General features: G+C 63.4%; 14 protein-coding genes. 3 read left to right on the forward strand and 11 right to left on the reverse strand.

The annotated features are described in order from the left end of the window. Position 1: 1 nt before the first annotated feature. The 3 genes from QTL98_RS10945 to QTL98_RS10955 form a co-directional block, all read right to left on the reverse strand. Positions 2 to 622, reverse strand: coding sequence for an ANTAR domain-containing response regulator (locus QTL98_RS10945; RefSeq protein WP_445678525.1), 621 nt, complete (start codon positions 620 to 622; stop codon positions 2 to 4). Continuing rightward, a complete protein-coding gene (locus QTL98_RS10950; RefSeq protein WP_445678526.1) occupies positions 622 to 1,785 on the reverse strand; it encodes a transporter substrate-binding domain-containing protein in 1,164 nt (387 codons plus the stop codon). Before QTL98_RS10950 ends, QTL98_RS10945 begins: the two co-directional genes overlap by 1 nt. A gap of 280 nt (positions 1,786 to 2,065) precedes the next feature. Next, positions 2,066 to 2,761: a cysteine hydrolase family protein gene (locus QTL98_RS10955; RefSeq protein ID WP_445682132.1), complete on the reverse strand. Its 696-nt coding sequence runs from the start codon at positions 2,759 to 2,761 to the stop codon at positions 2,066 to 2,068. Positions 2,762 to 2,922: 161 nt separating this feature from the next. On the opposite strand from QTL98_RS10955, the gene QTL98_RS10960 reads away from it, so the two are divergent. Beyond that, on the forward strand, positions 2,923 to 3,552 hold the full coding sequence (locus tag QTL98_RS10960) for a LysE family translocator (protein ID WP_445678527.1): 630 nt from the start codon (positions 2,923 to 2,925) through the stop codon (positions 3,550 to 3,552). An 82-nt stretch (positions 3,553 to 3,634) separates the two neighbouring features. On the opposite strand, the gene QTL98_RS10965 is transcribed toward QTL98_RS10960, so the two are convergent. The 6 genes from QTL98_RS10965 to QTL98_RS10990 form a co-directional block, all read right to left on the reverse strand. Next, on the reverse strand, positions 3,635 to 5,695 hold the full coding sequence (locus QTL98_RS10965; RefSeq protein WP_445678528.1) for a methyl-accepting chemotaxis protein: 2,061 nt from the start codon (positions 5,693 to 5,695) through the stop codon (positions 3,635 to 3,637). A gap of 114 nt (positions 5,696 to 5,809) precedes the next feature. Continuing rightward, positions 5,810 to 6,040 (reverse strand): hypothetical protein, encoded by a 231-nt coding sequence (locus QTL98_RS10970; protein WP_445678529.1) that lies wholly within the window; start codon positions 6,038 to 6,040, stop codon positions 5,810 to 5,812. A gap of 286 nt (positions 6,041 to 6,326) precedes the next feature. Beyond that, the gene (locus QTL98_RS10975; protein WP_445678530.1) at positions 6,327 to 7,073 is read right to left on the reverse strand and encodes an SDR family oxidoreductase; all 747 of its coding nucleotides are present in this window, start codon (positions 7,071 to 7,073) and stop codon (positions 6,327 to 6,329) included. Positions 7,074 to 7,138: 65 nt separating this feature from the next. Then, positions 7,139 to 7,756 (reverse strand): hypothetical protein, encoded by a 618-nt coding sequence (locus QTL98_RS10980; RefSeq protein ID WP_445678531.1) that lies wholly within the window; start codon positions 7,754 to 7,756, stop codon positions 7,139 to 7,141. 51 nt (positions 7,757 to 7,807) lie between these two features. Then, the gene (locus QTL98_RS10985) at positions 7,808 to 8,026 is read right to left on the reverse strand and encodes a hypothetical protein (protein WP_445678532.1); all 219 of its coding nucleotides are present in this window, start codon (positions 8,024 to 8,026) and stop codon (positions 7,808 to 7,810) included. After that, positions 8,010 to 8,933 carry a LysR family transcriptional regulator gene (locus tag QTL98_RS10990; RefSeq protein ID WP_445678533.1) on the reverse strand — a complete coding sequence of 308 codons (924 nt, stop codon included), beginning with the start codon at positions 8,931 to 8,933 and terminating at the stop codon, positions 8,010 to 8,012. The genes QTL98_RS10985 and QTL98_RS10990 overlap by 17 nt, the downstream gene beginning before the upstream one ends. Before the next feature lie 131 nt (positions 8,934 to 9,064). On the opposite strand from QTL98_RS10990, the gene QTL98_RS10995 reads away from it, so the two are divergent. Continuing rightward, on the forward strand, positions 9,065 to 9,466 hold the full coding sequence (locus QTL98_RS10995) for a threonine/serine exporter family protein (RefSeq protein ID WP_445678534.1): 402 nt from the start codon (positions 9,065 to 9,067) through the stop codon (positions 9,464 to 9,466). A gap of 47 nt (positions 9,467 to 9,513) precedes the next feature. Here the strand turns inward: QTL98_RS10995 and QTL98_RS11000 are convergent, their stop codons facing one another. Then, positions 9,514 to 9,957 carry a hypothetical protein gene (locus QTL98_RS11000; protein ID WP_445678535.1) on the reverse strand — a complete coding sequence of 148 codons (444 nt, stop codon included), beginning with the start codon at positions 9,955 to 9,957 and terminating at the stop codon, positions 9,514 to 9,516. Between the two features lie 168 nt (positions 9,958 to 10,125). Between QTL98_RS11000 and QTL98_RS11005 the strand changes: the two genes are divergently transcribed. Next, a complete protein-coding gene (locus QTL98_RS11005) occupies positions 10,126 to 10,800 on the forward strand; it encodes a DsbA family oxidoreductase (RefSeq protein ID WP_445678536.1) in 675 nt (224 codons plus the stop codon). 28 nt (positions 10,801 to 10,828) lie between these two features. Here QTL98_RS11005 and mfd read toward each other — a convergent pair whose 3' ends face one another. Then, positions 10,829 to 14,350: a transcription-repair coupling factor gene (gene mfd / locus QTL98_RS11010; RefSeq protein ID WP_445678537.1), complete on the reverse strand. Its 3,522-nt coding sequence runs from the start codon at positions 14,348 to 14,350 to the stop codon at positions 10,829 to 10,831. Positions 14,351 to 14,383: the final 33 nt, after the last annotated feature.

Consider the following 14,383-nt stretch of genomic DNA (forward strand, 5'->3'; position numbering starts at 1 on the left):
TTCAGGCGCGGCTGCGAGAGTCATCTTTATCGTTCCTGTCTGTCTTGCTGGCGATGAGGGCATCCGCCGCGTCCTCGACGCTCTGGCGGGCCGACATGGCAATTTCACGCAGCCGCTGCAGGGCGGTTGCCTCGTCAATCTTTTCGCTGGTCATCAGCAGCACGAGCGCTCGCGCCACGGCGGAGCGGCGGGCAAGGCGCGAGCGTAGTTCCGCCACCTCCCCCTCCAGCGCGCGTTGAGCAGCGAAGGTGCGAACGGCGATCATCAGGGCGCTGAAGGCGCCGCCGGAGCCGAGCGGCTTGCGTAGATGGGCAGAGGCCCCCTGCCGCATCGCCCACTCCACCCGTCCCGGCGTTTCCGAACCCAGCAGGGCGATGAGCGGTATCGGCGCGGCGCCGGGCTCCCACGGGAATTGCCCGTCATATCCCATGTCCGCATCGAAGAAGATGACGCTGGCAGCGGCATCTTCCGGCGTCAGCTCCGGCCAGACCTGACGGCCGGAAATGCCCAGCCGCTCCAGCTGGCGCAGCAACGCATCCGCATCCGCATGCGGCCGGTGCAGCACGATGGCCGTCCAGCTGCGGAAATTGGGGGTGCGGAAATGCGGGGCGTTGCCGGGCATCAGCTGATGACCCTCAGGTTCGGCCGCATGACACGGGCACTGAGCTCCGCCGGGTTGAAATCAACCAGATAGGGGTCGGGCGAAACTGCGCTCGGCGCGCTCTCAACAATCTCGAACCGGCCGCCGGCGGCAATGCGCCCCAGATGCGGGGTAAGCGCGGTGTGGTTCGTACGGCGGTCGACCTGCACCTCGCCAAGCGGTCCTGAAAAGCTGCGGGAGGTAACGAAGGCCTGCACGGCTTCCGGCTCGTCACTGCCGGCCTCGCGGATCGCTTCGGCCAGCAGGCGCACGGAAAGCCAGGAGCTGGCAAAGAAGGAAGAGACGCGGCGTGCCTGGCCAAGGCGCTGGCGCGTACGGGCCAGGAACGCGCGATTGGCAGCGGTGTCGAGGCTTTCGAAATAGATGGCGGTCGACAGGTGGCCGATGCCGGCCTCCCCGATCATGTCCAGTTCTGCCTCGGTCACATTGCAGCTGACCACCGGCCGGCGCGCCGGCAGGAAATCCGGATCATCCAGACCAAGCTGGTGATAGGCGGCCAGAAAGGCATAGCTCGACGGGCCGATGAGGTTGTTCAGCACGAAATCCGGCTTCTTCTGGCGGATTTCTTCAATGATGCGTTCAACATCGACCGAGCCGATGGGCAGGTAACGATCCCCCAGCACGCTGCCATTGCAATCGGCCAGAAGTTCGCGGGCGATACGGTTCGTCTCCCAGCCCCAGATGTAGTTGGAGCCGACGAGATAGGCGTTGACGCCATAACGCGGCAGCACATGGGCGAACAGCGGCACGATGTGCTGGTTGGGACAGGCGCCGGTATAGATCACATGATCGTTGGCCTCGAACCCTTCATAGGGGCACGGATACCACAGCAGGCTGCCCCGTTTCTCGATGACGGGGATAACCTCCTTGCGGCTCCAGGAGGTGATGCAGCCAACAAGATGGCGCAGATCACGGCTGCGCAGCAGCGTGTCGGCGATCGGGGCATAACGTTCGATGGAGCCTTCCGGGTCTCCCACCTCGGCGCGCAGGCTGAAGGGAAAGCTGTCATCCTCGTTGATCTCGGCAAGCGCCATCAGCGCGCCGTCAAGCGCATCCGACCCCAGCGCCGCATAGGGGCCGGAGGTGGAATAGAGGATCCCGACTGGATAGGTGCGCGTGGTCACCTGCTGTTGCTCCCTTTGGCCGGTCCGGTGAGTGTCACGCCGGGCCAGGGCCAAAACAAAAAACCCCGCCTCCGTTTCGAGTTCTGCCGGTAAGGCGGTTCTCCAGAAACGGAACGACGGGGCGCAATTGCCGCCCGGCGATCAAGGCCGGTATTTGACCGTAACGTTAAGGGCCATGACGGTGCTGTCAAGGCCGAATTTGCTCAAGTGATAGGCTCTTCGATCTCGCGACCTTATTTGCCTAAATTTTAAGCAGCAGTTACAAGGCAGCCATGAATGGTTACAGCTGCATGAGGCCCAGTAATTCCTCATGCGACATCACATGGCAATAGATCATGTTGATGATCTCCAGTTCGCGTACATGAATTTCGTCAGAAGCCGCCGCACAGCAATCATCGAGAACCACCACCTCGAAGCTCTCATCGGCAAGGCTGCGCACGGTGGAGGAGATGCACTGGTCGGTAAAAATGCCGGCCACCACCACGGTGCGGATGCCCATGTTGGCGAGCATGAGGCGCAGATTGGTGCCGGTCAGCGCGCTGTCGGTGGTTTTGGTGACGACGATCTCGTCCCCCTGCGGGGCAAGGGCGGGCACGATCTGCGACGGGTCTTCCAGATGCGGCAGCAGAAGGTAATTGAAGCCCGGCTTTTTCTGGCTGAGCGAGCGGTCCCGCCCGTCCCTGGTCACACAGGCGATGCGGGCGAACATCCGCTCAATGCCGGCAGTGCGGAATTTTGCCAGCACGGTTGCGATGTTGGGGATGACGGCGGCGTGCATGCGCTCATGAAACGGTGTCCAGGCATCGAAATGCGCCCTCTCCGCCTCTGTCGCCAGTGACCCCCGCTCGGGGCGGGCGAGATAGGTGTTCTGCACATCGATGACCAGCAGGGCCGTGGTCTTCGGGTCGAGCGGCGGATCGTCCGGCTCCGGCGCGGTGGCGTAATAGAGCGAGCGATAGGCCTGCTTCCAGGGGATGGTGCGTTTCATTGGCGGCATGTTCCGGTCGGTTGGAGCTTCAAGCTTGCGGCAGGTTAGCCACAGCGGCACGCCTTGCGCCAGAAGGCTGAATGCGCCGCATGGCGGGCATCAATTTTCAGTGCCAGAGTGCGCCGGTTATCCCGAGCCCGGAGGCCCTGATGCCGCAACTGACTGTTCTTGCCGGTTTTTCCCTGGTCGCCCTGGGCATGGTGCTGACCCCCGGCCCGAACATGGTCTATCTGATTTCGCGATCACTCTGCCAGGGGCGAACTGCCGGGCTCATCTCGCTCGGCGGTGTGGCGCTCGGGTTTTTCTTCTATGTCGCCTGCGCTTCTCTGGGCATTACCGCGCTGGTCTTTGCAGTGCCGGTTGCCTATGACGCGCTCAAGATCGCCGGCGCGCTCTACCTGCTCTACCTCGCCTGGAATGCCGTTAAGCCAGGTGGTCGTTCACCCTTCGAGGTGCGGCAGTTGAAGCCGGACAGCCCGCGCAAACTCTTCCTCATGGGGCTCACCACCAACCTGCTGAACCCCAAGGCGGCGGTGCTTTATCTCTCGCTGCTGCCACAGTTCGTCGATCCGGCGCAGGGCAGCGTGCTTGGTCAGTCGCTGATCCTCGGCTGCACGCAGATTTGCATCAGCATGACGGTCAACAGCCTCATCATCGTGACCGCCGGCGCCATTGCCAGCTTCCTTGCCACCCGCCCGACCTGGATGCGTATCCAGCGCTGGGTAATGGGCACCATGCTGGCGGGCCTTGCCGTGCGCATGGCGGCAGCGCCGCGCTGAAGCGTCCCTGAAACGGACCCGAAACAGCAAAAAGGGGCAGAGACGCCGCAACGTCCCTGCCCCTTTTTTACTGCCGGCTTGCTCAGATGGCGTTGATGCCGCTGAGGAAGCTCGAAACGTGATCCTTGAGTTCTTCCGCGCGACTTCCCACCGCATCGGAGGCGTGGCGCACCTGTTCGGCGACCCGGGCGGTATTGTCGACCGAGGCGCCGATACGCTCGACATCGCTGACAGCGCGGGCTGAGTCCGCCGCGGCCTGCCGCACTGTCTGCGAGATGCCTTGAGTAACGGCGGACTGTTCTTCAACAGCCGCCGAAATGGCCTGCACGATTTCGCCGATATTGCTCATCGTGCTGTTGATGCTGGTGATCGCCGACACCGTCGATCCGGTAGAGTTCTGCACGCTGGTGACGTGATTGGAAATTTCCTCCGTCGCCTGCGCCGTCTGGCCCGCGAGGTTCTTCACTTCCTGGGCGACGATGGCAAAGCCTTTACCGGCTTCACCGGCGCGGGCGGCCTCGATGGTGGCGTTGAGCGCCAGCAGGTTGGTCTGCTCGGCGATGTCGCGGATAAGGGTGACCACCTGTCCGATATGCTGGGCGACGGTTGCCAGTTCGTCGACCGCCTTGCGTGCCTCTTCGCTGTGGTGCGCGGCCAGAGAGACGACGTTTTTGGCCTGGGTGGTCTGGCTGCTGATTTCAGTGATGGAGGAGCTGAGCTCATCCGTTGCACCGGCCACGCTCTCAACCTTCGTCGAGGCTTCGCCGGATGAATGGGTGACGGAGCGTTTGTCGGCATCCGTGCTCTGGACAATGCCGCTCAGCGTGGCCGCAGTGTCGTTCATCTGCCGGGAAGCATCTTCAATACCGGTGATGACGGCACCAATGCCGGTTTCAAATTGGATAACGCGGTCCCGCAGCGCCTGCGCCCGCAAGGTCTGGTTGTCGGCTTCCTGCTGGCGTTCCTCCTCCAGCCGGTGCCGTTCGGCGGCGTTGTCGCGGAAAATCCGCAGAGTATTGGCAATCGCGCCAAGCTCATGCCGGCGCGGCAGGCTGGACATGACGACCTGCGTATCGCCGGCGGCAAGCCGGGTAATGGCGGCGCGCACCTCCCCCAGCGGGCGCACGACGGCAACGATCATTGCCAGCACGAACACCAGCACGAGGACAATCACGCCGCCCATGATGGCAAGGATGTGCGTGCCGGTGGCGTTCCGGGTTTCGCTGAGGCTCGTCGCCGCTGTATCGGCAAGCTGCCGCAGTTCGCTGCGCATGTCTGCCAGCTGCTGCATCAGTGTGCCGGACTGCTGCTGGGCATCGGCCAGCAGCGTCTGGATATTCTGGCCGGCACTTGCCCATTCCTTAAGGGCGTCTTCGTAGCCGTCGATGGTCTGGTGCAGCTTTTCCTTGAGCCCGGCGTCAGGGCTCTCGGCCTGGTCGATGGTGCGCCGGATGGCCTCGAACCGCGCATGCAGCGTGTCGACGGCCTGGCTGTTGGCAAAGTCCCGGGTGAGGATCAACTGGTTCACTTCGGAATCGATCTTCGGCATCTGTCCCATGAGGCGCGTCGAACCCATGGCATCACCCGCCTCGCGCAGGGCATCTGCGGCGGCACGAAAGTCCTTGCTTGCCGTCGCCATGCGGGCAGGCAGCGAGGCGCCATCGGCGCTCTGATCAGCCGGCGCCAGCTTGACGGCCAGCAGATCGAGCGAACCGAAACTCTCCTTGAGGGCGGCTGCCGTTGCCTGCGCCTTCTGCGCGCTGTTGCTGATCCCGGTGCCTAGGTTGCCGGTTTTGAGTGCGGCCAGATATTGATCGACCTGCTCCAGCGCGGTCAGTACCGCCTGCCGGCTGTCGGCCGCGCCGTCGACGGCATGGCGTGTCAACTGGTCGAGCAGCGAACGTGCCGCGATGTCGATGTCATAGGCCTCGGAAACGGCCTGGTTGAAATGCTGGTTGCGCTCAAAAGCCCGGGAAACATCACTGTCGCCCTTGAGCCAGCTGACGCCGATGGCGCCGATACCGACGAACATCACCACGCTGAAGGAAATGATGTAGGCGCGGATCGAGGCGATGTCGGAGAGGGTCTTCTTTCGCCGCGCGGTTGTTCCCGCCGGGGGCGGCGCGGACTGGGCGATATCCATGGCTCTAAACCTCCTTGGCGACCGGAGGGTGACCGGCTGGCATAAGCGCCAGAAGAGCCGGCGTCCTTCCCGGGCGTACTTGCTGCTGCGAACTGCCGGAAACGGCCCGGGGCTTCAAACGGCACTACGAACATGCTGTCCGGTATTGATGATCGAGCGGTCTGTATCGCTCAATCCGGACGACGTTCCGGTGACCTCTGGAGCTGTTTTCGGGCTGGCGTCGGTATTCAGAACTTCCGGAGCAGAAGCTGTCGCGGAGGAGCGGTGCTGGTGCGGTCCATGGGCTTGTCCTTCCCTGAGTGAGGTCTGCGGCAAGATGTGCAGTTTTCTGCCATCCATGCTCATCTTCTGGCCTTGAGGCTCTGGTGGCGGAGCTTTTGTCCGCGCTCCGCTGGCGAAGGGTCTTGCCGGGCAAGTGCCGGCAGCCTCTCCCTACGCAATCGGATTGATTCTGGATCGCATGAGAATGCCGCTATGGCAAGTGATACGTTTCAAAACGAATATAAAATGAAACAAAAAAACCAAAAATGATAAATGCCCGACGGACATCTGGAGGCATACCGGACCGGCCGGAGCCGCCGGGCGCCGGTTCATGAAGACCCGTGACTGTCGGAAGAGGCTGGAGGGGCGTTCAGCGCCCGCCCGAAATATCGATGATCGCGCCGCTGGTATAGGACGCGGCATCGCTCAGAAGCCACAGGATTGCTTCGGCAATCTCCTCCGGCTTGCCGGGCCGGCCGAACGGGGTGGTCACCCCAAGCCGGTGCGCGCGATCCGGCTGGCCGCCGCTGGCGTGGATATCGGTATCCGTAAGGCCGGGACGCAGTGAATTGACCCGCACGCCTTCCGGGCCGAGTTCCTTTGAAAGGCCGAGGGCCAGCGTATCCACGGCCGCCTTGGAGGCCGCATAGTCGACATACTCGAAGGGCGAACCGATCCGGGCGGCAATCGAGGAGACGAGGACGAGCGAGCCGCCCTTCCCGCCCCGGCTTCTGGCCATGCGGCGCGCGGCTTCGCGGGCTGTGAGAAACGCGCCGAGCGTGTTGACGGCAAACATGCGCTCAAGGCGGCTGGCGTCCATATCGACCAGCGCCTGCTTGTCGCCGACGATGCCGGCATTGGCCACGACGCCGTCAAGCGGGCCGAACGCGGCAGTAACGGCATCGAACATCGCGATCACATTGGCTTCCCGCGAGACATCGCCGGCAATCGCCACCGCCTTGCCGCCAGCGGCAACAACATCTGCCACGGTCTTTTCGGCGGCTTCCCGGTTGCCGGCATAGTTGACGCCGACCGACCAGCCACGAGCGCCGGCCAGAAGGGCAACTGCGCGGCCGATACCCCGGCTGGCGCCGGTAACGAGGATGGTCTTGCTCATGACAACAGGTCCCGAAAAACGGTCACGGGTGGAGAAAACAGGAGGCCAGACGGAAAGGCGCCAGCTTAGCTGCCGGTTTCCTTGGGCATCTGTTCCTTGAGGCGGGTGCGCAGGATAGCCACACGGTGCGGCGAGAGGCCAACGCGGCGGGCGATCTCACCGTCCGACAGGCGGCTGCGGACCGGGTCGTTCAGATATTCCACCGCCATTTCCTGCGGGTCCTGGCGGCGGTTAAGCATGGCATTGGTGTGGATAGCGCCGGAAAGGCGCTCGTTCAGAATCTTGATCGAGCGCTGGAAGCCGTCAGCCTCTTCCACCGCCTTGCTGTTCATTTCCTGGATCTTCTGGCGCAGCGCCCGCTCGGTGGCGGCGGCTTGCTCGCGTACCAGCTTCAATTCCTGTGTACGGCGCTCCAGAGCGGCTTCCAGAAAGCGGACCCGGGAGGCCAGAGAGTCAGCTGGCCCTTGCGGAAACGGGCTGCGGGCCGGTTTGGCGGCTTCCGCGCGCGCAGTGGCCTCTTCAACCGTCGTGGTGTCGACCGGCTGTTCTGGCACGATATCGAGCAGGCTGAGCCCTTCGCCCGCCAGCAGGCGTCGCGCCACGCGCAGCGCCGTCAGCGCCTCTTCCTGTTCGGAGGAGTCGACGAGTGCCAGGATTTTTTCCAGCTTCTCGCGGTTTTTCATGCGTCCTGTCCTGCCCCTATTCCCGCTTGCCGGGAATAGCCCCTTATAATGTCAGCGTTTATAGGGGTTCTCCAGCCCGGAGACGAGCGCTATCAAAGTCTTGCGGATCTGTGTCTCTTCAACACCCATCAGCAACGCGTCTTCCAGGGCATCCTGCGCGGCATCGGCAAGCTCGCTGAGCGCCTCGTTCAGCACACGGATCTTCTCTTTGCAGGAGAGCACTTTTCCGTCGGCGTCATGCCACACAGGCAGTTCAGTCCGGGCAGTCATCCAGCACCTTTTCCCAGGCCGGCTTCGGCCCGATGGAGAGCTTGAGAAAATCAACCAGCGCCCTGACCTTGGGCGAGAGGTGGCGGCTGTGGGGATAGACGGCATAGATGCCGACCTCATCCTCCAGCACCGTCGATAATATCACCTTGAGCTGGCCGGTTCTCAAAAGCTCGTCACACACGAAGGTGGGCACCACGGCGATGCCATGACCCGCCATGGCAAGGCGGCACATCACCTCGCCGTCATTGGTGTGCACACGCCCGGAAATGCGGATGGTCTTTGGCCCCTCCGCGCCATTGAGGCGCCAGACATCACCGCCATCGGTGGCGGTATAGACGATACACTCATGGGTCGAGAGTTCGGCCAGTGTCTGCGGTTCGCCGCGCTCGGCCAGATAGGCCGGGCTGGCAATAGCAATGCGGCGGGCGCTGGCAAGGCGCGCGGCGATCAGCGAGCTGTCGCGCAGATGGCCGACACGGATGGCCAGATCATAACCTTCATCGACCAGATCGACGAACCGGTCATTGAGGCTGACATCGAGCGAGATGTCAGGATAGGTGCGCATGAACTCGCCCAGAATGGGGGCAAGATGGATGCGACCGAGGGAAGTGGGCGCACTGATGCGCAGCGTGCCGCGCGGGGCCGTTTGCAGGTTGGTGACGGCGGCTTCCGCTTCTTCGACATCCGCCAGGATTCTCTTGCACCGCTCGTAGAAAGCCTGTCCGACCTCGGTCGGGCTCAGGCGCCGTGTGGTGCGGTTGAGAAGCCGGGCTCCCAGCCGGTTTTCAAGATCGTTGATGCGGCGGCTCACCACCGACTTGGAGAGGCCGAGTTCGCTGGCGGCATTGGTAAAGCCACCGGTTTCCACCACGCGAATGAAGGTCTCTAAATCCTGGAAACGATCCATGCCCCTGCCCGATCGAAGGTCTGATCCGAAGTATCATCAATTTTATTTAAAATTTTATCTATGACGGTTCTTATGAAAAGGCTATTGTGTCCAGTGCGGTCAGGTAGGCCGTCTCCAGCAAGGATGTCACCATGAAGGTGCCCCGCGATACCCTCTTCGCATCCGGCGTGCCGAAACGCGCGCTCCGGCAATCCATTCTCTGTGCCGGCCTTGGTACCGTATCGCTGCTGCTGAGCGCGTGCGGACCTGACGTTGCCTTTTATACCGGCGTTGCCTCCATCGCCTCCTTCGGCGAGACCGGCAAGGGCCTGGTGGATCATGCCGTTTCCTACCAGACCGGCCAGGATTGCAGCCTCGTTCATGTCGACGAACGGCGCGACTACTGCATTGACCACAATGCCGAAGATCAGCTGGCGCTGACCCCGCCCCCTTCCTACTGCTACCGGACGCTGGGATCGGTCGAGTGCTTCACACGGCCCGACACGCGCCGCGATACGCCGGCCCTGGGCTCGGGTGCGCTGGCGGCGCGCTGAAGGCTGCCTGTTACCGCAGGAGGACGCCGGCTGCGCCGGCTTGAGCCTCACGAGGATTTTTTGGTGGCCTTGAAGGCACCGGCGATGATTTTGAGAGAACTCTTGTGATCGGTGCCCGCCGGCGTGCGGGCTTCCTGTTCGGTCCGCCGCATCTCGACGGCATCGCGCACCGTTTCGGGTGCCTTTTCTGCCTGCGCAGGCGCAGGCGCTGCCCCGGCTTCGGGTGTGGCGGCCATGCGGGCGAGGATCTTGTCGAGCGCATCGCCCGTCAGCTTCTTGGGGGCTGCCGCGGCCTTGGCGGGCAGCACCTTGCCGCCGCCGCAGCGCTGGATGGCATGGGCGATGATTCCACTCATGAACGGGCCGCTGAGGCCGCGCAGCAGCCGGTCGTCGTCATTGATGAGCTGGGCGAGGATACGGTGCGCCTGGGTGGCATTGCCGCCGGCGGCCGCAAGTACCTGCTTTACCTTCGTGGTTGCATAGGCATCCATGAACGGGCTCCTTTTATCCTCACCCGCCAGCCAAGGGGCTGTTGCCCTTAGCGGCGTCGAGGTTCACAGTAACACCCTAATGGCAAAGCGGAAATGGCCTTCGGACGTATGTTCCGGAGCGCTCCCTGCCCCTTGATCCAGGCCCCCTTTCTTCCCGGAACTTCGACCATGGTGCAGCTGCAAATCTTCGCCGATGTCGTTTGCCCCTGGTGTTACATCGGACATGTCCGCCTTGAGCGCGCGCTGGCGCGCCGGCCCGAGCTGGATGTCGAAATTTCGTGGATGCCGTTTCAGCTCAATCCGGACATGCCGGAGCGCGGCATCGACCGGCAGCTTTATCTTGAGAGCAAGTTTGGCGGGCCGGACCGTGCCGCCCAGCTTTATGCGATCATCGAGGCGACGGCGCGCAAGGACGGCATCGAGGTTGATTTCGACCGCATCCAGGTGATGCCGAATACGGCGATGGCCCACCGCCTCGTGCGATATGCCGCCGACCGCGGTCTTGCCGCGATGATGATGGACCGCCTGTTCCGCGCCTATTTTCTCGAAGGGCGTGATCTGGGCGTGGCGGAAGAACTGACCGACCTGGCCGGCGAGATCGGCCTTTCCGAGCCGGAAGTGCGCAACTTTCTCAAGGGCTCGACCTTTCTCTCCGCCATCCGCTCGGCGGACGGCGCTGCTCGCCGCCTTGGCGTGCAGGCTGTGCCCTGCTTCGTTTTTGGCAATCGCTATGTGATTGCCGGCGCGCAGGAGCCGGAGACGTTCCAGCCCCTGTTCGACCTCCTGGCGCTCGAGCAGGCCGACCTTGCCGCCGGGCCGATGGCCCCGCAAAGCATGATGTAAAAGGCTGACGGGCCTGAACCCTCCCGGTTCAGGCCGCCTTGTTCTTCTGCCGCGCGATGATGGCGAGGTTGCGCACCACGGTGCGCACGCCCTTGACGCGCTTGGGCGTCTCTTCCCAATTGCGGATTAGCACCAGCTTCTGGTCCGGGCGCACCTTGATGGTGCCGGCGCCCTTGGCGACATAGTCCATCAGGCCGGCCACGTTCCTGAAATCGTTATTGCGGAAGCTGATGACCGCGCCCTTGGGCCCGGCATCCACGCGCTCGATATTGGCCGTGCGGCAGTCGGCCTTGATGGCAACGACACTCAGCAGGTTTTCCACCTCGTCCGGCAGTTTGCCGAACCGGTCGATAAGCTCGGCCGCAAAGCCTTCCACCTCGTCCGCATCCACCAGATTGGCGAGGCGGCGATATAGCTCCATGCGCACATTGAGGTCGGCGACATAGCTTTCTGGAATGAGCACCGGCATGCCCAGCTGGATTTGCGGCGTCCACTGCGCTTCCTCGGCCTTGCCGAAATCGGCCCCGCCGGCCCTTGCGGAGTCAACCGCCTCGCGCAGCATCTGCTGATAAAGCTCGATGCCAACCTCACGCACCTGGCCGGACTGTTCCTCGCCCAGCAGGTTGCCGGCGCCGCGGATATCCATGTCGTAGGAAGCCAGCTGGAAACCGGCGCCAAGGGTATCGAGCTGTTCGATCACATGCAGGCGCTGCTGGGCCGTGCCCGCGAGCACGGTGCCGGCGCGATAGGTGAAATAGGCATAACCACGCAGCTTGGCGCGACCGACGCGGCCCCGGATTTGATAGAGCTGGGCGAGGCCGAACATGTCGGCCCGGTGCACGATCAGCGTGTTGGCGTTCGGAATATCGAGGCCGGATTCAATGATGTTGGTGGCGAGCAGGATGTCGTAACGCCCGTCATAGAAGGCGGTCATCACCTCCTCCAGCTCGGTCGGCGTCATGCGGCCATGGGCGGAGATGACCTTAAGCTCCGGCACCAATGTGGCGAGCCGCTCGGTCAGCATCGGCAGGTCTTCAAGCCGCGGGCAGACATAGAAGCTCTGGCCGCCGCGGAAATGCTCGCGCATCAGCGCTTCGCGGATGACCACCCCGTCATAGGGCAGCACGAAGGTGCGCACGGCAAGACGGTCAACCGGCGGCGTTGCGATGATGCTGAGCTCGCGCACACCGGAAAGCGCCATTTGCAGCGTGCGCGGGATCGGCGTTGCAGAGAGCGTCAGCACGTTGACGTCTGCGCGCAGCTGCTTCAGCCGCTCCTTCTGGCGCACGCCGAAATGTTGTTCTTCATCGACGATCAGCAGGCCCAGATTCTTGAAGCTCAGGCCCTTGGCCAGCAGCGCATGGGTGCCGATGACAATATCGATGGTGCCGTTTTCCATGCCCTTCTTGACGAGGGTGCTTTCCTTGGGCGTCACAAGACGAGAGAGCTGGCCGATGCGGATCGGCATGCCTTCAAAACGGCGGGCGAAGTTCTGCACATGCTGGCGGCAAAGCAGCGTGGTGGGCACCACCACCGCTACCTGCTTGCCGGACATGGCAACGGTAAAAGCCGCGCGCAGCGCCACTTCCGTCTTGCCGAAGCCGACATCGCCGCAGATGAGCCGGTCCATCGGTTTGCCGGAGCCCAGATCGTTCAGCACATCGCCGATGGAATTCAACTGGTCATCCGTCTCCGCATAGGGGAAGCGGGCGCAGAATTCCTCATAAAGCCCTTCGGGTGGCTGGATGACCTCGGCATGGCGCAGCTCGCGGGCAGCAGCCACCTTCATCAGCTCCACCGTCATGTCGCGGATGCGCTGTTTGACGCGCGCCTTGCGCGCCTGCCAGCCTGCACCGCCCAGCTTGTCCAGCGTCGCTTCCGCACTCTCCGAGCCGTAACGGGTCAGCAGTTCAAGATTTTCGACCGGCAAATAGAGCTTGTCGCCATCGGCATAGATAAGCCGCAGGCAGTCATGCGGCGCACCGGCCGCCGTGATGGTCTCCAGCCCATCGAACCGGCCGATGCCGTGATCGACATGGACGACGAAGTCGCCGGGCGTGAGGCTGGAGACTTCGGCGATGAAGTTCTCCGCCTTCTTGCGGCGGCGCTGCGGACGCGTCAGCCGGTCGCCGAGGATGTCCTGCTCGGTGAGGATGGCAAGCTCACCGGTCTCGAACCCCAGCTCCAGCGGCAGCACCGCAAGACCGACAAAACCGCCGGCCAGCGGCGCGATGTCAAAGCCGTCGAGCGGTTTGGTGCGCTCCACCCCATGGTCATGCAGCAACGTCGTCAGGCGCTCGCGCGCACCGGCGCTGTAGGCGGCAACCAGCACCGTCTTGCCGGCCTTGCCAAGGGCATCAATATGGTCGGCAACCGAGGACCAGATGGTGTCCGGATCAATCGTCTCCGCCGTCTGCGCGCCTGCCTTGCCGCGCTGGGGCGCGAAATTGCGCCCGCGCCGGGCGCCGAGATCGATGCCGGCCTGGATGCTGGTATCGACGGCAAAGGGCGAGAAGTCGGCAACCGCACGGCGCACCAGCCTTGCGTCGAAATCGCCTTCGGTCAGGTAGAGCCGTTCCGGCGGCAGCGGCTTGTAGGTGGGCGAGCCAGACTTGCGGTCGCTCTCCAGCATGGTGCGGCGGGCAGCGTAGAAATCGGCAATCTGGCTGAAGCGCGCGGTGATCGCCTCGCCGGCCTGGAAATCGAAGCTGATGGCCGCGTCGGGCAGGAAGTCGAACAGCGTTTCCAGCCGCTCGTGGAAGAGCGGCAGCCAATGTTCCATGCCGCCGGCCTTGCGGCCTGCGGAGATTGCTTCATAAAGCGGGTCGTTATCCTGCACCGCACCGAAAAGCTCGCGGTAGCCGGAACGGAAGCGCTGGATGGCCGCCTCATCAAGCAGGATTTCCGACACCGGAGTGAGCGAAAATTCGTCCAGCTTGCTGGTGGTGCGCTGGGTCAGCGGATCGAAGGCGCGCACCTGCTCCAGCTCGTCGCCGAAGAGATCAAGGCGCAGCGGCTCCTCGAAGCCGGGCGGGAACAGATCGATGATATCGCCGCGGATGGCATATTCACCAGGCTCGCGCACGGTTTCGGCGCGGGCATAACCATTCTGGGCGAGGAAGATCTTCAGCACGTCGGCGTCGATCATCTCGCCGCGCCGCGCGGTGAAGGAAGCACTGGCAAAAGCGCTGCGCGCGGGCACGCGCTGGGTCACGGCATTGACGGTCGTCAGCACCAAACGCGGGCCGGAAGGACGCGCCGCCAGCGCGGCAAGCGTGCGCACACGCTCGCCGACGACATCGTTCTTGGGAGAGACGCGGTCATAGGGAAGGCAGTCCCAGGCCGGGAAAACCAGCACCTCGAGCCCCGGCGCGAAGAAGGCCAGCATGTCGGCAAGGGCCTGCACACGCGCATCGTCGATGGCGATATGCAGCACGCCGCCCTCGCCTGCACTTGCCACCAGTTCGCGGATAACAAGCGCGTCATATCCCGGCGGGGTGCCGCCAAAGATCGCGCGGCCGGTAGTCAGCGTCAGCGTCGGGACCGCCATGGTGCCCTTCCTCCCCAAGCGTCCTTGACGTTT

It is taken from the genome of Radicibacter daui (genome assembly GCA_030657355.1).
GTDB lineage: Bacteria > Pseudomonadota > Alphaproteobacteria > Radicibacterales > Radicibacteraceae > Radicibacter > Radicibacter daui.